Source organism: Pseudomonas cerasi (assembly GCF_900074915.1).
In the GTDB taxonomy this organism is placed as follows: Bacteria; Pseudomonadota; Gammaproteobacteria; order Pseudomonadales; family Pseudomonadaceae; genus Aquipseudomonas; species Aquipseudomonas cerasi.
This window is the reverse complement of the sequence record NZ_LT222319.1, coordinates 2,361,238-2,382,281: the sequence shown is the minus strand read 5'-3', so window position 1 is coordinate 2,382,281 and position 21,044 is coordinate 2,361,238. Positions and strand designations below refer to the sequence as shown.

The following is a 21,044-nucleotide window of genomic DNA, read 5'->3' as shown; positions in this document are numbered from 1 at the left end:
TTCATCGGTCATATTTTCAAGGCCTTACGTTTAAAGGACCCGTCATGAATATTCAGCAATCCAATATCACCAGCAAGACCCCCGTCATTACCGAGATGCAGGTCGTGCCCGTGGCGGGCCATGACGACATGCTGCTCAATCTGAGTGGCGCACATGGCCCCTACTTCACTCGCAACGTGGTCATTCTCAAGGACAATGCCGGGCATGTCGGCGTGGGCGAAGTACCTGGCGGCGAGCTGATTCGCCAGACGCTGGAAGACGCGCGATCGCTGGTCGTCGGCAGCAGCATCGGCACCTACCAGAAGATCCTCAACGAGGCACGCAAGGCGTTTGCCGATCGGGACGCCGGTGGCCGCGGCTTGCAGACATTCGACCTGCGCATTGCCATTCATGCGGTCACCGCACTGGAAGCGGCGCTCCTCGACCTGCTCGGCCAGCATCTGGAAGTACCGGTTGCCGCATTGCTGGGCGAAGGTCAGCAACGCGATCAGGTCGAAATGCTCGGTTACCTGTTTTATGTCGGCGACCAGCGCAAAACCGATCTGGCCTACCGCAGCGAACCCGAGGCCGATAATGACTGGTTCCGCATCCGCCATGAAGAAGCACTGACACCGGAGGCCGTAGTACGCCTGGCCGAGGCCGCGCATCAGCGTTACGGCTTTCAGGACTTCAAGCTCAAGGGCGGCGTACTGAGCGGCGACCAGGAAATCGAAGCGGTGACCGCACTCGCCGAACGCTTCCCCGAGGCGCGCATTACGCTGGACCCGAACGGTGCCTGGTCGCTCAAGGAAGCGATCCGCCTGTGCCGCGATCAGCATCATGTGCTGGCCTACGCCGAAGACCCGTGTGGCGCGGAAAACGGTTATTCCGGGCGTGAAGTGATGGCCGAGTTCCGCCGTGTTACCGGCCTCAAGACAGCTACCAACATGATCGCTACCGACTGGCGGGAAATGGGCCACGCCATTCAGTTGCAGTCAGTGGATATCCCACTGGCCGACCCGCACTTCTGGACCATGCAGGGCTCGGTACGCGTGGCGCAGATGTGCAACGAGTGGGGCCTGACCTGGGGATCGCACTCCAACAACCATTTCGATATTTCCTTGGCGATGTTCACCCACGTCGCCGCTGCAGCACCGGGCACTATCACCGCAATCGATACGCACTGGATCTGGCAGGACGGCCAGCGTCTGACCAAGGCGCCACTGCAAATCGTCGGTGGCAAGGTCGAGGTCCCTAAGAAACCGGGGCTCGGTGTCGAGCTGGACATGGACCAGTTGGCCAAGGCTCACGAACTCTATAAAGGCATGGGCCTGGGCGCGCGTAACGACGCCGTGGCCATGCAGTTTCTGATCCCGGACTGGAAATTCAATAACAAGCAGCCTTGCCTGGTGCGTTGAATCGGTCTGACACTCGCAGTTGACTCGCCGCCTGTTCACTCTCTGGCTGGCACACGGCGCGCAACCCCCTTGCGCGCCGTTTTTTTAATCGAATTTGGCTTGCCGAAGCGGCATGCTACTGTCTGGTAATGTCCAGTAACGATTAGACCGCATGCGCCATCTCGCCCGCACCCGCCCTCGCCTCACCCTTGCCGCTCTGGTCGGCCTGACCGCAGGCATCGCCTGGTCCTGGCTCATACCTCACTCGACACTGACCCAGAGCCTGCTGACTGACTGGGACACGGGGGTATGGCTTTATCTGATCATGATTTTCATCCGCACGCTGCGCAGCGACGCTGACGATGTTCGGCGAGTTGCGATGAGGGAAGACGAAAACGCGGGCGTCATTCTGGTTACAGTCTGCGTCGCGGCGCTGGCCAGCCTGGCCGCAATCATTTTTGAAATCGCCAACAGCAAAGGCCTTTCCAACGACGCCAAGATGCTTCACCACGCCTTCACCGGCCTGACGGTCATCGGCTCGTGGCTGATGATCGGCGTGATCTTCAGCCTGCATTACGCACGCATGTTCTACACCTGGAAAGGCAAAGAACCCGCACTGGCATTTGTGGGCGGTGAAAAGAACCCCGATTACTGGGACTTCCTGTACTTTTCGTTCACCCTCAGCGTCGCGGTGCAAACCTCCGACGTTGGCGTAGCGACGCGCGAAATGCGCAAGGTCGTGCTCGGCCAGTCGTTGATCTGTTTTGTGTTCAACACCGCGATTCTGGGTTTTTCGATCAACATCGCCGCCAGCCTGTTCAACTAGCGTTTGCCTTGAAAAACAATCCCATCAAGAGGCCTTCAGACAATGACCCTATTGAAAATAGCGGTACTCGATGACTGGCAAAACGTCGCCAGCGATGTCGTGGACTGGTCCGTACTCGACTCAGTGGGCACGATCAGCTTTCTGCATGACTACCCTGCCGATACATCGACCATGGCGCAGCGCCTGCAAGGCTTCGACATCATTTGCGTGATGCGCGAGCGAACCCTGTTCGATGCGACGCTGCTCAGCCAACTGCCGACGCTGAAACTGCTGGTCACCGGCGGAATGCGCAATGCGGCGATCGATACCGCTGCGGCGAAGCGTCGGGGCATTGTCGTGTGCGGAACCGAAAGCTATAAGCATGCGGCACCGGAGCTGACCTGGGCGCTGATCATGGGCATCACCCGCAACCTGGTAGCCGAGGCCAACTCGTTGCGTGCCGGCAATTGGCAGGTCGGACTGGGCAGCGACCTGCATGGCAAAACCCTGGGCATTCTCGGCCTGGGCAGTATCGGTAAGTGGATCGCCCGCTACGGACAGGCATTCGGCATGAAGGTCATTGCCTGGAGCCAGAACCTGACGCCAGAGGCGGCTGCCGAGTCAGGCGTCACCCATGTCAGCAAACAGCAACTGTTCGAGCAGGCCGATGTGCTGTCGGTGCACCTAGTGCTCAGCGATCGCAGCCGCGGTCTGGTTGACGCAGAGGCGCTGAGCTGGATGAAGCCCGAGGCTTATCTGATCAACTCGTCACGCGGCCCGATCATCGATCAGGCCGCGCTGATCGACACACTGCAACAGCGCAGAATCGCCGGTGCAGCGCTGGACGTCTTCGACATCGAACCACTGCCGGCCGACCACCCGTTCCGCACGCTGGACAACGTACTGGCAACTCCGCACATCGGTTATGTCACCGAAAATAACTACCGGACCTTCTACGGGCAGATGATCGAAGACATTCAGGCGTGGCATGCGGGGTCGCCGATTCGGGTGTTTGGCTGACGAGTCCTGCAACATCAGGCTGTAACCTATGGATGCCAGGCTGCGTCTGGCGTCGGATTTCAGCCTCTGTAAAGAGTGGTCACGGGGCCCGCCGCAGGCCCCCACTTGCATATCAGTAACGATTAGCGCTTCGGACAAAAAAGGTCAGCACAGGATTAATCCTCCGGTTTTTGCCAACATTGAAAATTATATCTAGGCGAACCTGCTCTTCCGATGGACAATGCCCGGAATATAATTGCACCCTGAGCCCGAGTATCAATAAACAACAGAAAAATAGAAACAGTCGCTCAATCGCTCCATCAAGTTTCCGACGTGTTTATATGAATACTGTCATTCCATCCGTTATCGCTTGCCTTGAGATTTATTCTCCTGTTTCACCAGGCGCAATCACTTTTCGCACCGATCACTGAGACACCCGATGAATATCCGCTCAGCCAGGCTATATGACAGTCTCATGGCCGCTAACGAGAAACCTGTCATGGCCGACAGGACCTTACAGCCGGCGAGCGCTGGCGCGACTGACACAACTTCAAATGCGCAGGCGAAACTCGATACTTACACGCCCTCCGACAGGCACTCCGCTGAAGCAGCGGAAACCTCTCCGGTCTATACCAGAGCACTGTTCAAGCGAAATGCTCAAGCACTGGCGAGCGAAGCCTCCCCGTCGGATAAGGCGTTACTTACCAGTCAAAAAACGCGTGTCAGTCAGGATGATACCAAGGCCGTGCTCAATGACGTCGCCACTGTCAAAGACAATACGGCCCCTGCCGAGCCAGATAACAAAGTCAAAGACAAAGACAAGATTTCCGCTTCAGAGCCGGTCAAAACTGCCGAGCCCGTCTTGCGCGGGGGAGCCAACGTCAATCCTGATGATATCGCCACACCTGCCGCAGCCACGAAGATGATTCAGGACCTGAAAGCGATTGGAGGCGGAACCTTGCGCTTTCAGATGACGCACGACCAGATTCAGGATAGCAGGCAGTTGGACAAGCTCAGGGCGTTGCTCAATGAAGGGGGCAAACAGGGTGTAAAAGTTCAGTTCACGTTCCGCGACGATGCAAACCAGGGTAGCGGAAACGTGCTGACGGGAGACAAGTTGAAGCAGGCCTCGGCCGACATCAGTACCATTGTCAAAAGGTTTGGCAGTCGCACAGGCTTTGTGCTGGATACCTTCCATCAGGGCGGTAAAAGCGCAAGTCAGGAATGGGCTGACATGCAGACCACGTTAATTAAATCTGCGCGCGATGCCGGTTATAAAGGAAGTATTGTTGTCGAGGACAGCAATTGGGGGGGTGGCCTGACCGCGGGTCCGCAAAGCGGCCTGGTCAAGTTTGCGGTTCAATTAAAGGCTGCCAATGGCGACGACAACCCTGCACTGATTGGCAGTTTTCATGTGTATGCCAGGGAAAGCGAAGCCTCTTCGCGACTCGCCAACCAGATCAAGGCAATGAAAGAGGCTGGCTACAAATTCCAGATTGGCGAAGTGGGTAATGCCAACCTGACAGCAGCCAATACCTTCCAGCAAAAGGACGCCGCCACTAATGCCCTGCGGGATAATATGAGCGCTCTCAAAGCAGCCGGAGCGGACATTTTACCCGGCAAGGAACAGTTCCAAGGGGGCAAACTTCGCCACCGTGCCGGCTTTTCAACGGCCGATCAGTACTGATGACACACGCTGCTGAACCTGCCCCTGAAAGGATCAGGCTTGCGCTATCAGAACCCGATATCGGCACATGGCATCACAACGTATAGGCAATCCCCACCTGCACCGTCCGTGGTGCCCCCGGATAGGCATAGACGTTGCCGAACGAGCCTTCCCCATAGTCGGTGTTAAACAGATTCTTCAGGTCCAGATTGAGTTTCACGTGCGGGTTGACCTTGTAATAGGCCAGCAGGTCAAACACCGTATAGCTGTCCATCGAGAAAGAAGTGTTGGCTGTACGTCCGGCGCGCTGGTCGACATAGCGACCGCCGCCGCCCAGGCCCAGACCACGCAAGGCGCCGTCCTGAAACTCGTAGACGTTGAGCAGGCTGAAGGTTTGCTCGGGAATGTTCATCAGCCGTGTACCGGACCGTAGCGTGTTGTCCTTGGTGACTTCGGCGTCCACGTAGGCGTAACTGCCCATTACCCGCCACTCCGGCGTCAGGTTGCCGACCACGTTAAGGTCCAGGCCGCGACTGCGCACCTCGCCCGCCGCCACACTGAACGTTGAATCGACCGGGTCAGTGGTCAGCACGTTACGCTTTTCGATCTGATAGAAGGCCGTGTCGACACTCAACTGCCCGTCCAGCCCCTCCCACTTGGTTCCGATCTCATAGGATTTGCCCTCCTCCGGCTTGAACCCCCCACCCAGTCGGCTGGCACCGCTGTTGGGCTTGAACGAGCGAGCAGTCGTGGCGTAGACGGCAAGGTCGTCGGTCAGGTCGTAGCTCAGGCCGAGGCGCGGTGTGACCGCGTTATCGCTGGCAGTCCAACTGCTGGTGCCGGGCAGAAAAGAATCATAATCATGTTCGAAACGCTCCAGACGCACACCGCCCAGCAGCTTCAGGCGCTCGGTCAGGGCCACCTGGTCCTGCACGAAGGCAGCCCAGGTCTTGAGGTTTTCCTTGTCGTGGGTTGTCGTTCGGGTCAGTGCCGGACGAGCCTGGCCGTAGACCGGATTGAAGATGTCGATCGGGTAGGCACTGACTGCACCGCTGGAGCGTTGAATGATCGACTTGTAGTCATAATCTTCGTACTCGACACCGGTCAGCAGCGTGTGCTCGAAACCGCCCGCAGAAAAATGCCCGGTCAGGTTCAGTTGCACATCGCGATCGGTCCATTCCAGCTTGCGATAGTTGAAGTTGCGCCCGAGGGTGCGGCCGTCCGCCGCCAGCCCGTTGGCCTCGATGGCATCGCCTTGCAGGGAGCCGTCAAGGATCTGCACACCGCCGCCCAGCGTCCAGTCCGGGTTGAGGTCATGCTCGAAGCGCAGTTGTGCCATGTTGTTGTCGTTATGCAGCTTGCCCACACTCTTCTCGCCGAAGAACGTGTCGCGGGAAGCCGTGCCCGTCTGGTTGGCATAGCGAGTCAGGCCACGATCCAGTGGCGCGTTATTGCGCATGAAGTCGCCTTCGAAGGTGATCCGCGTAACGTCGTTGACCTGCCAGCTCAATACCGGCGCCACGCCATAGCGCTCGGTCTCGACGTGGTCACGGAACGTATCGCCGCCCTCGCCCACGACATTCAGGCGGTAGGTAAAACGCCCTTCGTCATCCATGGGTCCCGAGGCATCCAGCGTTCCGCGCTTCATGCCCTGATCATTGAGCTGACTGCCCAGCGTGACGGAGGGCTCGGCCAACGGCTGCTTGGAAACCACATTGAAGGTGCCGCCCGGATCGCCACGGCCATAGAGCGTGGTGGCCGGACCGCGCAGCACCTCAAGGCGCTCGATGGTGTTGGCGTCCGGCATGTTCGGATAACCACGATTGATCGGGAAGCCGTTGCGATAGAACTAGCCGGTGGTGAAGCCGCGCACCGTAAAGGTGGTCAGCCCCTGGCCGCCGAAGTTGTTGGCTCGCCCGACGCCACCCGCGTAGTCGAGAGCATCCTGCAAACGTGTGGAACCGATGTCCTCGACCGCTTCACGGGTCACGACGCTGACCGATTGCGGGGTTTCGTGCAGCGAGGTATCGGTACGCGTTGCACTGGCAGACCGTGTGGCCCGATAACCATCGACCGGTCCTTGTGCCGTTTCGGCATTGGCGGCGCCCTGGATATCGATATTCTGCAACTCCATGGCAGGCTGGACGCCAGCCACCTGATCGGCCCAGGCCGCTTGAGAGATCGCCTGGATAACGCAAAGTGAAACGAGAGTACGACGCATCGACGTGCAGCCCTTGGCAAGAAACCAGGCCTCTTGGGACCCGGCAGGATTTTTTTGCGAATAGTACAGATTCGTATTAACGCCTGATACAAATTCCCAAAAAATACTCTTGCACAGGCCAGACATGACGCTTAGCCAATGTGGCGATAAACAGGCAAACTGCGCTCATTGCTCCTTACCAGAGAACCCACGATGCCCCTTTCCCACAAGCCTGCCGATCCTCGTTGCGCCTTGCTGGTGATCGACATGCAATACGACTTCATGCCCGGCGGGCAACTGGCTGTGGCTGACGGCGATTCGCTACCGCCGCTGATCAATCGCCTGGGTGCGCGCTTTTCCCAAGTGGTCATCACGCAGGACTGGCACCCTGCCGGGCACATTTCCTTTGCTTCCAGCCATGCGCAGCGCCTGCCGTTCGAGAGCATTACCCTGCCCTACGGTCCGCAGACGCTGTGGCCGGATCATTGCGTACAAGGCAGCCACGGTGCTCAGTTGCATGCCGACCTCGATCTGCCTCACGCGCAACTGGTCCTGCGTAAGGGCTGCAATGCGCACATCGACAGTTACTCGGCATTTCTGGAGGCAGACCGCACGACCCGTACAGGGCTGGCCGGGTACCTGACAGAGCGCGGTATCGATACGCTGTTCGTGGTCGGTCTGGCGCTGGACTTCTGTGTCGCCTGGTCGGCGCAGGATGCACGCAGTGCCGGTTTCAATACTTTTGTGGTCGAAGATGCCTGTCGCGCCATCGACATGAACGGCTCGCTGGAGCAGGCCTGGAAGACCCTGCTCGGCATGGGTATCGAACGCGTGCAGAGCGCCGATCTGCTGGGCTAGACCAACACATTCTGCCGACTGGCTCAAACATTTCTCGATACGCCCCGCCGCTGGCGAACGACAGCGCGCGGCGCCTGTCTGAACCATCGGCCCGACATTGCCCCGGTCGGGCCATTTCATCACTGGCGCTGAGGACGTTGTATGGATCACGAAGTAGATGGCAAGACCCCCGGCCTTTCCGCCGAGGAAGAGCGCGAGATCGATGAGAATCAGCCGCCCCGCGCGGCAGTGTTGCACGAAACCATTCGCATGCAGGGCGACCACGAACTGGAGCGCAGCGTAGCCGCGCTGTGGTGGTCGGCACTGGCTGCGGGGCTGACCATGGGCCTGTCGCTGATGGCGATGGGTTTGTTGAACTCGCGCCTCGAAGGCATCCCCGGTAGTCATGTGATCAGCAGCCTCGGCTATTCGGCAGGGTTTCTGGCGGTAATCCTGGCGCGCCAGCAACTGTTCACGGAAAACACCATCACGGCTGTACTGCCGGTCATGAGCAAGCTGAACCTGGCCAACATCTGGCGGCTGCTGCGCCTGTGGGGTGTGGTTCTGACCGGCAATCTGGTCGGCACGCTGACGGTGGCCTACGTCATGCTCAACCTGCCGATTTTCGATACCAGCACGGACAAGGCGTTTCTGGAAATTGGCCACAAGGTCATGGAAAACGACCTGGGCCAGATGTTTTCCAAGGGCATTGTGTCGGGCTGGATGATTGCGACCATGGTCTGGATGATCGCGTCGATGGAAAACGCCAAGATAGCGATCATTGTGCTTATCACTTACCTGATGGCGCTCGGCGACTTTACGCACATCGTGGTGGGTTCGGCCGAAGTATCCTATCTTGTATTCGCGGGTGAGCTGGGCTGGAAGGATTTCTGGTTTGCGTTCGCAGGCCCCACGCTGGCGGGCAACATTATCGGTGGCAGTTTTATTTTCGCGTTGATCAGCCATGCGCAGATCCGCAGTGAAAAAGACACCACCGAGAAAATGGAGCGCGATCGCAAAAACAAGGAAGAAAAACGTCGTCTGGAGAAAGCGCAGAAGCTCAAGGAAGAGGATTCCACGGCAAAGCGAGAAATATGATCCCTATCATTAAACTTTCTTTCAGGAAACGCGGCGGATTTTAAAGGCAGAATGACTCTTTGAACGCACCTATTCAGGCAGGGACCATGACCCGAATTCTGGCAATCGAAGACGATGCCATCACTGCAAAGGAAATCGTGACCGAACTCAGCAGCCACGGGCTGGAAGTGGACTGGGTCGACAATGGCCGTGATGGTCTGGCGCGTGCAGTGAGTGGCGATTATGACCTTATTACCCTGGACCGCATGTTGCCGGAGATGGATGGTCTGACCATCGTCACCCACTTGCGTGCCCAGGGCATTTCCACGCCGATCCTTATGATCAGCGCACTCTCTGACGTTGACGAGCGCGTCCGCGGCCTGCGTGCCGGAGGGGACGACTATCTGCCAAAACCCTTTGCGTCGGATGAGATGGCCGCACGCGTCGAGGTGTTGTTGCGACGCAGCAACCCGGTCAGTGCCGCCAAGACGGTCTTGCAGGTTGCCGACCTGGAACTAAACCTGATCACCCGGGAAGCATGTCGCGGCGGCGAACCGCTGACGCTGCTGCCCACCGAATTCAAGCTACTTGAGTTCCTGATGCGCAACAGCGGACAGATCATCACGCGAATGATGATTTTTCAGGAAGTCTGGGGCTACCACTTCGATCCGGGCACCAACCTGATCGACGTACACATCGGCCGTCTGCGCAAGAAGATCGACCAACCCGGTACCGCACAGCTCATTCAGACCGTGCGAGGGTCCGGCTATGTCATTGCCGAACCCGTCTGACGGCTGGCGATCATCCACAAGTCGATTACTGGCGCTGTACAGCTCGCTGTTCGTAGCCTGGAGTGTGATTCTGCTTGGCGTCCTGTATTGGGAGGTGACGTCCTATCTGGACACCCTCGCCCGCCAGTCGCTTACCCATCGCCAGCAACTGTTTTCACGCTTCGAGGGCCAGGGCCTGGTGGACGCTCTGGCCACCAGCATGACCTTCGATACCCGCTCGGTGGATGCCTACGGTCTGTTCGACGAGAACTTCCGCCCGGTTGCCGGGCCTATCACCAGCGTCCCGAAAAACCTGCCTATCGACGGCCAGATTCATGTACTGAACGATTGCATCGAATCGGATGATCCAGGCATGCCGCAAGGCAGTTGCGATGCGATCGTCAATCGCACGTCGGACGGCCGCTGGCTGGTGCTGGTTCGCGAGAACGGTTCGCTGTTTGCGGTGAGCACGCTGATCCTGCATGCCTTGCTGTGGGGCATCTCGCTGACCATCATTCCCGGTGTTGCCGGCTGGCATCTGCTGCGCCGTCGACCGTTGCGACGCATCCGTGCGATCCAGGCCAGCGCCGAATCGATCATCGCCGGTGACATGGCCGGCCGTCTGCCGGTCTCCAACAGGCGCGATGAACTGGACATGCTGGCGGTAATCGTCAACGCCATGCTCGACCGCATCGAAAAGCTCATGAACGAGGTCAAGGGCGTCTGCGACAACATCGCCCATGACCTGCGCACACCGCTGACCCGCTTGCGTGCGCAGCTTTACCGTATTCAACAGCAGTCAGCCCACGATTCGACCCACGCCACGCAGATTGCCCAGGTCATCAGCGAAGCTGACACACTGATGGCACGCTTCCGCGGGCTGCTGCGCATTTCCGAGCTGGAAGACCGCCAGCGGCGCTCGGCATTCGTTGAACTGGAACTGCGCCCGCTGCTGCAGGAGTTGCATGATTTCTACCTGCCGCTGGCTGAAGAAGACCAGATCACCCTGATACTCGACCTGCATGAAACGTTACCCACGCTGGTAGGCGACCGCGCCCTGCTGTTCGAAGCACTGACCAACCTGCTGGGCAACGCAATCAAGTTCACCCCTGGCGGCGGAATCGTCAAAGTCAGCGCCTACCCTGCCCCAGGCGGCACCACGCCGTGCATCGAAGTACAGGATTCCGGGCCTGGCATCCCTGTCGCCGAGCGCGCCGCTGTCTTCCAGCGCTTCTATCGCAGCGAAGCCGGCACCGAGCAAAGCGGTTTTGGCCTCGGTCTCTCGGTAGTGGCCGCCATCGTCAATCTGCATGGTTTTACCCTGCAAATAGGCACCAGCGAATACGGCGGCGCAAGCTTGCTGCTGGAATGCCGCACAGTGAATACGCTGGCCTGAGATTCAGGCACTTCCCAAACCCTTGATTGCACGATCGTGCCTGCTTTTTGACGAGATTAAAGCGTCTGGCTCGAGGGTTTCAGCGATTTCGATATTAATCTGGCGCATTATGCCAAGCACAAAAATGTAACTGAATGTTACAAATCCGTATCAAGCTTGACCGTTTCAGCACCAGCAAGTTCACCCCAATAAATACGCTTTTCAGGTTCGATATGGCGTTTTTCCCCGATTAAATCCGTCTATTGGTCAAAAGATGATGGCCAAACGCCAAGGTGCAATGTGAACAGCTAGACATTTTTATGACGTCAGTGACTTGTCGCAATGCTGGCACTGCGTTATCTATGTCAGGGCAAGCACAGTTCCTGCGGTAACGTTTTCGCTGCACCCCTAATAATAACTCACCGGATTTCGCCACTTACCAGGCGAGGCTTTGGCATGGCTGCCGAAGCAGAGAACACTGTACTAATTGCTGGATCAAATTTTAGCTGGGAGGCTGTTATGGGCGCACAATCGAAGATTCTAACCATCGGTAAGTACAAGGTGTACGCCGAGACTTACTGGAAAGGCAGCGACGCCAAGACCATTCTGCTGGTCAACGGCGCACTGTCGACTACTGGCTCTTTCGGGCAGACGGTCAAATACTTGCAACCGCACTACAATCTGGTGCTGTTCGACCTGCCATTTTCGGGGCAATCCCGAGCGCACAACCCGGACGACATGATTGTCAGCAAGGAAGATGAAGTAAACATTCTCCTGCAACTGATTGATCTCTATCAGGTAAACCACCTGCTGTCAGTCTCCTGGGGCGGTGTATCGGCCCTACTGGCCCTCTCCGAATGCCCTCCTTCCGTGGAAAAGGCCATCATCAGTTCGTTCTCGCCGGTGCTCAACGAGGCCATGCTCGACTATATCGACAACGCCCAGATCTACCTCGCCGCACGCGAAAAGCGCAAGATCGGCTCACTGCTCAACGACACCGTGGGCAAGTACCTGCCGCGCCTGTTCAAACTTTATAACTACAAGCACCTGATCAGCCTTGCCGAGCACGAATATCGCCAGATCGACTTTCACATCAGCCAGATTCGCCAACTAAGCGCCAGTAACTACGTCGAGCGTTTTTCCTCGATCAACATTCCGGTGCTGTTCATCAACGGTGAAAAAGATGAATACACCACCGTTGACGATGCGCGGATGTTTTCCAACTACATCGCCAAAAGCAGTTTCAATGTCGTTCCGGACACCGGGCACTTTCTGGACCTGGAAAGCAAGGCGGCGTGGCACCACTCGCAAAGAACCGCACTGACATTTCTGGGCACTGAAGCTACCCAGGAGGTTTGGCCCAGCGTCACCGCGATGGCCTGAAGCTCGCTCGCCTGAGCCCGGGAAGCCCTTGCGCTTTTCCGGCCTGACGCTGTGACTCATGGATGATGTTGGCTTCTTTGATCGGGCAGTGCTATTCGTTGATGACTTTTCCCTTTGCAACGCTCCTGCGTTCGTGCTGCCGTGTTTCCGGAAATATCCGGCCGTTGCACTCTCTGTACACTCAGCCCGGCGTGGTGCTGGGGTTCATCTCGCTACTCTCGCTCAGCGCTTGCTCTGCAGGAAAACCCGCAGAAAAGGCGCTGGTGCGAGTCGTCGCGCAACCGGTTGCCCTACTGAACGTCGCCAGCAGTGTGACGCTGACGGGCGATATCCAGGCCCGCAAGGTGACTGAGCAATCGTTTCGCGTCTCCGGCAAGCTGATCAAGCGATATGCGGATGTCGGGGATCGAGTGCGGGTCGGACAGGTTCTTGCCAGGCTCGACGCGCGCGAGCAAAAGACCGAGCTGGCGTCAGCCAGTGCCGAAGTGGCCGTGCGACAGTCGCGGCTGTACCTCGCCGAACAAAACTACCAGCGTCAACAAGTGCTGCTGCCCAAGGGCTATACCAACCTCAGTGAATACCAGAAGGCCCGCTCTGGCCTCGACAGTGCGCGGGCGGATCTCGCCGCACTGCAGGCGCAGCAGGCGAACGCGCGTGAACAGGTCGGGTACACCGAGCTGTTCGCCGCAGCCGATGGCGTCGTGACGGCGCGCTATGCCGAAGAAGGTCAGGTGGTTCAGGCCGCCACTGCGATTTTCAGCGTCGCTCACGATGGCGAGTGCGAAGCGGTATTTTCCGCGTACGAGTCCCTGCTGCGCGCCGATCAGATCGGTGCTGCAGTGATTGTCAGCCCCCTCGGCCAGCCAGAGATTCAGCTGACCGGCATCATCAAGGAAATCACCCCCATCGTCTCCGCCGCGAACGGCACGTTGCGGGTGCGCGTTGCACTGCAGGGAGCTGCTGCACCGCTTGCGCTGGGCTCCGTGGTTAGCGCTCGCTTGCAGACGCAGTCGCAAATAGCGTTCGCCCTGCCTTGGTCCGTCTTGAGCCGCACACAAGGACAACCGGCAGTCTGGCGGGTGGACGCTGAGGCCAGGGTCAGGCTGACGCCTGTGAAAGTGCTGCGTTACGAGCAGGGTCAGGTCATCGTTTCAGAGGGGTTGTCCGAAGGTGATCGAATAGTTTCCCGAGGGCTGCAGTTTCTCTACCCGGGGCAACGGGTCGAGGTCGCAGAGCGAGCACCGGCCGAAAACCCCGTCTCGCTGGCCTCGTCGGGAGCTGCGCAATGAGCACCTCGTGCGCAGAACCACGAACGAGATCCCGCTGCTGGCTGATCTGCATTCTGATTGTGGCACTGCCGGGCTGCCGCGAAAAACCGCTTCGCGAGGTTGTCGAACGCCCGGTACTGTTCACCGAAATAGCCGACCAGCGCAGCGCCTCTTATGGCCGCTTTGCTGGCGTCATCCAGCCGCAGTATGAAGTGGCGTTGGGGTTTCGCGTCGCTGGCCGACTGGCAACCCGGCACGCGGAGATCGGCGATCAAGTGCGCAAGGGCGATCTGCTCGCCACACTGGAACCCGGCGACCAGCAACACCGTTTACGCGCCCGCCAGGCGGAACTCGGCAAGGCCCAGTCCGCCTGGCAACAGGCGCGCGACGAGTTGACGCGCTACCAGCAGCTCTATGAGCGCGGTATCGGCTCGCGGGCGCGAATGGATCAGTTGGACAACGACCTGAGCACTCAGGAAGCGTTGTGCAATCAGGCCCGCGTGGCGGTGCAGCAAGCCCGTGATCATGTGTCCTACACCCGCTTGTCAGCCGAGTTCGATGGCCTGATTACCGGATGGCAAGCGGAGGTCGGCCAGGTCATGGCGACCGGTCAGGCAGTCGTCAGCCTTGCGCGCCCCGACAGCCGTGAAGCGGTCGTCGACTTGCCACTCGGTTCGCTGGATGAACGCCACCGCATCAGAGTGGTTTCGCAACTGAACGATCAGCTTTCAGTGGCTGCGAACGTCCGCCAGCTTGCACCGCAAATCAATGCCGAGACCCGCACTCAGCGCGTCCGCCTGGCCTTGCAGAACCCTCCGGACAGCTTTCGCCTGGGCTCGACCGTCACGATAGAGATCAGTGGCGACGCGCCGGCGTTTCATGAGCTACCCGGCAGCGCAGTGCTGCAGCGTAACGGCTCCTCTCAGGTGTGGGTGATCGACCCAACGACATCGACACTGGTCCCGCGAGCGGTGCAGGTATTGGCGAGATCGGGCTCGACGGTAAGGGTCAGCGGCGAGCTGCACGAGGGCGAAAAGGTAGTGACTGCCGGCGTCAACGGCATGCAGTCCGGACAAAAGATCCGCCTGCAGCGAGAGGTCAGTTTGTGAAGGAGCGCTTCAATCTGTCGGCCTGGGGGCTCAGGCATCGCACGCTGGTCTGGTACATGATGTTCGTTTCATTGCTGATGGGCAGCTGGTCATTCCTGAATCTGGGGCGCGAGGAAGACCCTTCATTCGCCATCAAGACTATGGTCATACAGGCGCGCTGGCCGGGCGCGACGCTGCCCGATACCCTGCAGCAGGTGACTGATCGGCTGGAAAAGAAGCTCGAAGAAATCGACGCGCTGGATTACGTGAAAAGCTACACGCTGGCTGGCGAATCGACGCTTTTCGTCTTCCTCAAGAGTGAAACCCGAAGCGCCGACATCCCTGCGGCGTGGTATCAGGTGCGCAAGAAGATCAGCGATGTGCGCAGTGAGCTGCCCAGCGGCATTCAGGGCCCTGCGTTCAACGACGAATTTGGCGACGTGTTCGGCAGCATCTACGCGTTCACCGCCGATGGCCTGTCTTTCCGCCAACTGCGTCATTACGTCGAGCAAGTGCGCGCCGACATCCGCAGCGTACCCAACCTGGGCAAGATCGAGTTGCTCGGCGCCCAGCGCGAAGTCATTTATCTGAATTTTTCGATCCGCAAGCTCGCGGCGCTGGGCATCGATCAACGCCAGGTGCTGCAAAGCCTGCAAGCGCAAAACTCGGTTACGCCTGCTGGCGTGATGGAGGCCGGTCCGGAACGCATTGCCGTGCGGGCCAGTGGGCAGTTCAGCAATGAACAAGACCTCGAGGCCGTCAATCTGCGCTTCGGCGACCGGTTCTTTCGTCTCAGCGATCTGGCGACTATCGAGCGCCGTTATGCCGATCCGCCCTCCTCACTGTTCCGCTTCAATGGCCAACCAGCCATTGGCCTTGCGGTGGCCATGAAGCAAGGTGGCAACATCCAGGCATTCGGCACCCAATTGCAGCAGCGCATCGACGATCTGACCACTGAATTGCCGCTGGGCATCGACGTACACCTGGTCTCCAGCCAGGCCGATGTGGTCGAAAAAGCCATCGGCGGCTTCACCCATGCACTCTTTGAAGCGATCCTGATTGTGCTGGTCGTCAGCTTTATCAGCCTCGGCATTCGTGCCGGTCTGGTCGTGGCCTGTTCGATCCCGCTGGTGCTGGCGCTGGTCTTCGTGTTCATGGAGTACAGCGGCATCACCATGCAACGTATCTCGCTGGGCGCATTGATCATCGCTCTGGGGCTGTTGGTGGATGACGCGATGATCACCGTCGAGATGATGGTCACCCGCCTTGAAAGCGGCGATTCATTACCGCAGGCCGCTACCTTCGCTTACACCTCGACCGCGTTCCCGATGCTGACCGGCACATTGGTCACGGTCGCCGGTTTCGTGCCCATCGGCCTTAACTCCAGTTCGGCAGGCGAATACGTGTTCACCATGTTTGCCGTCATTGCCGTGGCGTTGCTGCTGTCCTGGCTGGTGGCGGTACTGTTCGCGCCCCTGATTGGCGTGCACATCCTCAAAGCCTCGGCGCAACATGCGGCGCCGGGGCGCTGGATGCGTGGTTTCAGCCGCCTGCTGGTCAAGGCACTCGAGCACCGCGGGTGGGTGATCGGCATCACGTTGCTGATGTTCATCGGGTCGTTGTTTGCAGGCAGGTTGCTGCAGAACCAATTCTTCCCGGACTCCGACCGACCGGAAATCCTCGTGGATATCTACATGCCGCAAAACGGCTCCATCGAAGGTACCCGCCAGACCATGGACCGCTTTGAAGCGGCGCTCAAAGGGGATGCCGATGTGCTGCGCTGGAGCTCTTACGTGGGCAAGGGCGCGGTGCGTTTTTACCTGCCGCTGGATCAACAATTGAGCAATCCGTTCTACGGGCAACTGGTGATCGTCAGCCAGGGTGGCGAAGCGCGTGACCGGCTGATCGAGCGCTTGCGTCAGCGCTTTCGTGACGATTACGTCGGCGTGGGTGGCTACGTTCAGCCACTGAACATGGGGCCGCCGGTGGGCTGGCCGGTGCAATACCGGGTCAGCGGACCGGACATCGAACAGGTGCGCAGCCAGGCCATGGCGCTGGCGGCGATTCTCGATGCCAACCCGCATATCGGTCAGGTCATCTATGACTGGAACGAGCCGGGCAAGGTGCTGAAGATCGACATCGCGCAGGACAAGGTACGCCAGTTCGGCCTGTCTTCTGAAGACGTGGCGCAAATCCTCAACAGTCTGGTCAGTGGCACCACCATCACTCAGGTGCGTGACAGCACCTATCTGATCGACCTGGTCGGACGTGCAGACAGCGACGAACGCAGCTCGGTGCAGACCCTCGCCAACCTGCAGATCCCGACACCTGGCGGTGCGAGCGTGCCGCTGCTGGCGTTCGCCACGCTCAGTTATGAGCAGGAACAGCCGCTGGTCTGGCGCCGTGACAGGCTGCCGACCATCACCCTGAAGGCCAACGTGCTCGGCAAGCTGCAGCCGGCAGCGCTGGTCAGGCAATTGAAGCCCGACGTCGATGCCTTCAGCGCCGGCCTGCCGTTGCGTTACTCGGTCGCCACCGGCGGCGCAGTCGAGGCCAGCGCGCGCTCACAGGGTCCGATCCTGAAGGTCGTACCGTTGATGCTGCTGTTGGTGGTCAGCTTTTTGATGATCCAGTTGCACAGCGTGAAAAAACTGCTGCTGGTGGTCAGCGTGGTGCCGCTGGGCCTGATCGGCGTGGTCGCAGCCTTATTGATTTCCGGCTATCCGCTGGGGTTCGTGGCAATTCTGGGCGTGCTGGCGCTGATCGGCATCATCATCCGCAACTCGGTGATTCTGGTCACGCAGATCGATGAATTCATCGCCGCAGGGGAAAGCGCCTGGACATCGTTGGTCAAGGCCACCGAACATCGCTGCCGACCGATTATGCTGACCGCAGCGGCCGCGAGCCTGGGCATGATCCCGATTGCCCGCGAAGTGTTCTGGGGGCCGATGGCCATCGCCATGATAGGCGGCATCGCCATCGCCACCCTGCTGACCCTGTTTTTCCTCCCGGCGCTGTATATGGTCAGCTATCGGATCAGGCCACCTGTCGTTTAGCAGGTCAGATTTCGACAGGCAGGAAATCGAACAGTGCCTGCGGGGCCTCGACCAACATAATGCGCTTGAGCGGGTCAGGGCATTCGAGCGCGCGGAACTGCTCGACCACATCGGTGTAGCTGACCGCGTGCTCATGCTGGGTGTGCGGCCAGTCGCTGCCCCATACCAGCCGGCGCGGTCCGAAGCTTTGCAGCAGCAAAGGCCATGCAGCGCGAGCAAACGTCGCGTTCTGCTCGACACTGCCGCCCAGACGATAGATTGCCGAAATCTTCATCCACAGCTGCCCGCTCAGGCCCAATTCCAGCAAGGCCTGGAACGCCGGATCGTCAACGCCAAGACGCGCATCGGGCCGCCCGAAATGATCAATCACCAGCTTGCAGCCAAACGGCAGCAACTGCCGGATCAGCGCCGGCAGGTCAGCGACCTCGCGGTGCAGTTCGACATGCCAGCCGAGCGTCCAGATGTGCTTGAACAGCGTCTTCCATTCCGGCGCGGCGAAGTCTGGCAGCGGCTTGCCGATCAGGTTCAGGCGGATGCCGACAATGCCCAGCCCGGCCATACGCTGTAACGCACCGCGACTGATGTCCGTGTCGACCACCGCCACGCCGCGCAACCGGTCAGGAGCCTGCGCCAGGGCGTCGAGCAGAAACCGGTTGTCAGTGCCCAGAATACTGGGCTGGACCAATACGCCGTGGCTCAGGCCGTGTTCGCTCAGGTTGGCCAGATAGGCGTGCACCGTTGCGTCATAATCCGGGCTGTAACGTCGTCCTGACGCCAGGCTCAAATCCTTGCTGAAGACATGCGCGTGGGCATCGATGCCCAGTATGGGCGTTGTACAGGAATCAGTCATGGGATCGTCTACAAAAAGTCAATGCGGCGCCGCAACACCGCGAATGAAAGGATTTTCAAGCCTGCTGCGCTGCGTCTTTGTCCAGTGGCTCGGCAATCGGCGGCATGGCCTCAAGGTTGCGCCCACGAGTTTCCGGCAGACAGAAAGCGGCGATCATTGCCACGCCGTAAGCAATGCCAGCGTCGATTCCGATGGCGCTGCCGAGCGACATTGACTGGCTCATATGCCCCACCAGAAACGGAAACACCGCCGACAGCACGCGCCCGAAGTTGTAGCAGAAGCCCACCCCGGCACCCCGCACCTCTGCCGGGTACAGCTCGTTGAAAAACGAACCGAGGCTGGCCGGAATGCCTGCGGCGAAGAAACCCAGCGGAAAGCCGAGAAACAGCATCTGCGTGTTGCTCAACGGCAGCATCAGGTAGCACTGCACGGTGACTACGCAGCACAAGGCGAACAGTATGATGTTCTTGCGTCGACCAATCCGGTCGATCAACAGACCGCTGCACACGCAACCGCACCAGAACGCAACGATAATGACCGCCAGATAGCCGCCGGAACTGAGCACAGAGAGGTTGCGCTCGGTTTTGAGAAAGGTCGGCAACCAGGTCATGACCGCGTGATAACCGCCATGCGCACCAAGCCCCAACAAACCGCCGAGCAAGGTAACGCGCAGCAGCTCGGGGCGAAAAATCCCGGCCATCGACTTGAAGAAATTGCCCTTCGGCGCTGCGCTTTTCTGCATGCGCTGGAAGCTGTCCGGTTCTTCGACGTTGCGTCGCACCCAGATGATCATCAGGGCCGGCAGCAGGCCGACGAAGAACATCACCCGCCAGGCAATATCCTCCGGTACAAACGAATAAATCAGGGTGAACAGCACCACCGCCAGGCCCCAGCCTACGGCCCACGCACTTTGCACGGTGGCCATGACCTTGCCGCGGTAGCGGGACTGGATGGTCTCGGCCATCAGCACCGCGCCTGCCGCCCACTCACCACTGATGCCAAAGCCCTGCAGTGCCTTGACGATCAGCAACTGGTTGAAACCGGTCACGAACGCAGACAAAAAGGTAAAGAACGAAAACCACAGGATCATCCACTGCAGCGTGCGCACCCGGCCATAGCGGTCGGACAGCGTCCCGCCCACCCAACCTCCCAACGCTGACGTCACCAGTGTTACCGCGCTGATCAGCCCTGCATCGCCCTTGGTCAGGGCAAACGCAGCAATCAGGGCCGGAATGGCCAGACCGAACATCTGCACTTCCAGCGCGTCCAGCGACCAGCCGCCAAAACAGGCCCAGAAAGTCTTGCGTTCTTTGGGGGTGACGTCGCGATACCAGTTGAACATGGCTTTTATCCTTAAAGACGTTGAACGGCTCGGGCAGACTGCAGCGCTGTCAGCGAATTTCCACGCTGTAGCGGAAATGACTGGCGTGCCCTCGCGAGCGGCGCCACTCCAGAGGCTCACCGGCGTAGTTGCGCGCCAGGCGTTCGATGACCACCACCGCACTGCCGACCGGAATCTGCAGCAACCGGCCGTATACGTCGTTGACCGTCTCGGCCGTCAGGCTTTCTTGCGCACAGGCGACCACCTGACCGCAGACGTCTTCGTAGATCGGATAAAGCAATGGCCCCTGCGTATCGAGGTCAAGCTCCAGCAATGCCTGAAACCGCGCACGTGGCAGCCAGATCTCCTCGGCCAGCACCGGCTGGCCATCCAGCAACCGCAAGCGGACCATACGAATCACCGGCGCACCTGCGCCCATCCCCAGCGCCTGAGCGACCGACGAAGGCGCGTCCACAGGCTCGACGGACAAAATCCGGCTTTCCGGCACCCGGCGTTCACCCGCTTCGGTTTGAAAACGGAAAAAACGAAACAGCGAAGACTGAAACTGCGCACGACGAATGAACGTGCCACGCCCCTGCTGGCGCTCCAGAATGTTGTCGCTGACCAGCAGATCAATGGCCTTGCGTACCGTACCGGTGGACAGGCCATACTCTGCAGACAACGCCGCTTCGGTAGGAATCGCCTCACCCGGACGCCAGCGATTATTGGCAATCTGCTCCGCCAGGCTGTCGCGCAGGCGTTGGTAAAGTGGTAGACGTGCGTCGCTGGAAAGCTTGTTCATTATTTTATTCATCCAGTCATCTATATGAATTTTTGAAAAGAGTATTCATCCGTGGCAAGCGAAGGTCAATAGTCCGCGAGCGTGCGTGACTATACCGACACATCGCAGTGCTTCGCCGATCATCATTCCCGGAAATATCCTGTATCAACTCGCCGCACCTACTTAATCGCC

The 21,044-nt window shown here is 59.2% G+C and carries 15 protein-coding genes and 1 pseudogene; 12 read left to right on the top strand and 4 right to left on the bottom strand.

Going from position 1 to position 21,044, the window contains the following annotated elements; translation table 11 throughout:
• The first annotated feature begins 44 nt into the window (after positions 1-44).
• The 4 genes from gudD (at position 45) to PCPL58_RS13370 (ending at position 4,867) form a co-directional block, all read left to right on the top strand.
• A complete protein-coding gene (gudD, locus tag PCPL58_RS13385) occupies positions 45-1,397 on the top strand; it encodes a glucarate dehydratase (protein ID WP_065349601.1) in 1,353 nt (450 codons plus the stop codon).
• A gap of 151 nt (positions 1,398-1,548) precedes the next feature.
• A complete protein-coding gene (locus tag PCPL58_RS13380; RefSeq protein WP_065349600.1) occupies positions 1,549-2,202 on the top strand; it encodes a DUF1345 domain-containing protein in 654 nt (217 codons plus the stop codon).
• Between the two features lie 42 nt (positions 2,203-2,244).
• Positions 2,245-3,201, top strand: a complete 957-nt coding sequence (locus tag PCPL58_RS13375) for a D-2-hydroxyacid dehydrogenase family protein (protein WP_065349599.1) — start codon at positions 2,245-2,247, stop codon at positions 3,199-3,201.
• A gap of 418 nt (positions 3,202-3,619) precedes the next feature.
• Positions 3,620-4,867, top strand: a complete 1,248-nt coding sequence (locus tag PCPL58_RS13370; RefSeq protein WP_065349598.1) for a cellulase family glycosylhydrolase — start codon at positions 3,620-3,622, stop codon at positions 4,865-4,867.
• Between the two features lie 73 nt (positions 4,868-4,940).
• Here PCPL58_RS13370 and PCPL58_RS13365 read toward each other — a convergent pair.
• A pseudogene (locus tag PCPL58_RS13365) lies at positions 4,941-7,067 on the bottom strand (TonB-dependent siderophore receptor).
• 192 nt (positions 7,068-7,259) lie between these two features.
• On the opposite strand from PCPL58_RS13365, the gene pncA reads away from it, so the two are divergent.
• From pncA to PCPL58_RS13325, 8 genes are all read left to right on the top strand, one after another.
• Complete coding sequence (gene pncA, locus PCPL58_RS13360; protein ID WP_065349597.1) at positions 7,260-7,904, top strand: bifunctional nicotinamidase/pyrazinamidase; 645 nt, start codon at positions 7,260-7,262, stop codon at positions 7,902-7,904.
• 141 nt (positions 7,905-8,045) lie between these two features.
• Entirely contained in the window at positions 8,046-8,981 is a 936-nt protein-coding gene (locus PCPL58_RS13355) for a formate/nitrite transporter family protein (protein ID WP_044308795.1), read from the top strand.
• An 86-nt stretch (positions 8,982-9,067) separates the two neighbouring features.
• Complete coding sequence (locus tag PCPL58_RS13350; RefSeq protein WP_003371891.1) at positions 9,068-9,751, top strand: response regulator transcription factor; 684 nt, start codon at positions 9,068-9,070, stop codon at positions 9,749-9,751.
• Complete coding sequence (locus PCPL58_RS13345; protein ID WP_042931051.1) at positions 9,729-11,126, top strand: sensor histidine kinase; 1,398 nt, start codon at positions 9,729-9,731, stop codon at positions 11,124-11,126. The genes PCPL58_RS13350 and PCPL58_RS13345 overlap by 23 nt, the downstream gene beginning before the upstream one ends.
• 435 nt (positions 11,127-11,561) lie before the next feature.
• Positions 11,562-12,488 carry an alpha/beta fold hydrolase gene (locus tag PCPL58_RS13340; RefSeq protein ID WP_052810440.1) on the top strand — a complete coding sequence of 309 codons (927 nt, stop codon included), beginning with the start codon at positions 11,562-11,564 and terminating at the stop codon, positions 12,486-12,488.
• 101 nt (positions 12,489-12,589) lie between these two features.
• Positions 12,590-13,777, top strand: a complete 1,188-nt coding sequence (locus PCPL58_RS13335) for an efflux RND transporter periplasmic adaptor subunit (RefSeq protein ID WP_083188544.1) — start codon at positions 12,590-12,592, stop codon at positions 13,775-13,777.
• Positions 13,774-14,865, top strand: coding sequence for an efflux RND transporter periplasmic adaptor subunit (locus tag PCPL58_RS13330; RefSeq protein ID WP_065349595.1), 1,092 nt, complete (start codon positions 13,774-13,776; stop codon positions 14,863-14,865). Before PCPL58_RS13335 ends, PCPL58_RS13330 begins: the two co-directional genes overlap by 4 nt.
• Entirely contained in the window at positions 14,862-17,900 is a 3,039-nt protein-coding gene (locus PCPL58_RS13325; protein ID WP_065349594.1) for an efflux RND transporter permease subunit, read from the top strand. Before PCPL58_RS13330 ends, PCPL58_RS13325 begins: the two co-directional genes overlap by 4 nt.
• Positions 17,901-17,904: 4 nt before the next feature.
• Here PCPL58_RS13325 and PCPL58_RS13320 read toward each other — a convergent pair whose 3' ends face one another.
• Genes PCPL58_RS13320 through PCPL58_RS13310 form a run of 3 tightly spaced genes read right to left on the bottom strand, consistent with a single transcriptional unit; the run spans position 17,905 to position 20,873 of the window.
• Positions 17,905-18,750, bottom strand: a complete 846-nt coding sequence (locus tag PCPL58_RS13320) for an amidohydrolase family protein (RefSeq protein ID WP_065349593.1) — start codon at positions 18,748-18,750, stop codon at positions 17,905-17,907.
• 55 nt (positions 18,751-18,805) lie between these two features.
• Positions 18,806-20,092, bottom strand: a complete 1,287-nt coding sequence (locus PCPL58_RS13315) for an MFS transporter (protein WP_065349592.1) — start codon at positions 20,090-20,092, stop codon at positions 18,806-18,808.
• 49 nt (positions 20,093-20,141) lie between these two features.
• Positions 20,142-20,873, bottom strand: coding sequence for a GntR family transcriptional regulator (locus PCPL58_RS13310; RefSeq protein WP_065349591.1), 732 nt, complete (start codon positions 20,871-20,873; stop codon positions 20,142-20,144).
• Positions 20,874-21,044: the final 171 nt, after the last annotated feature.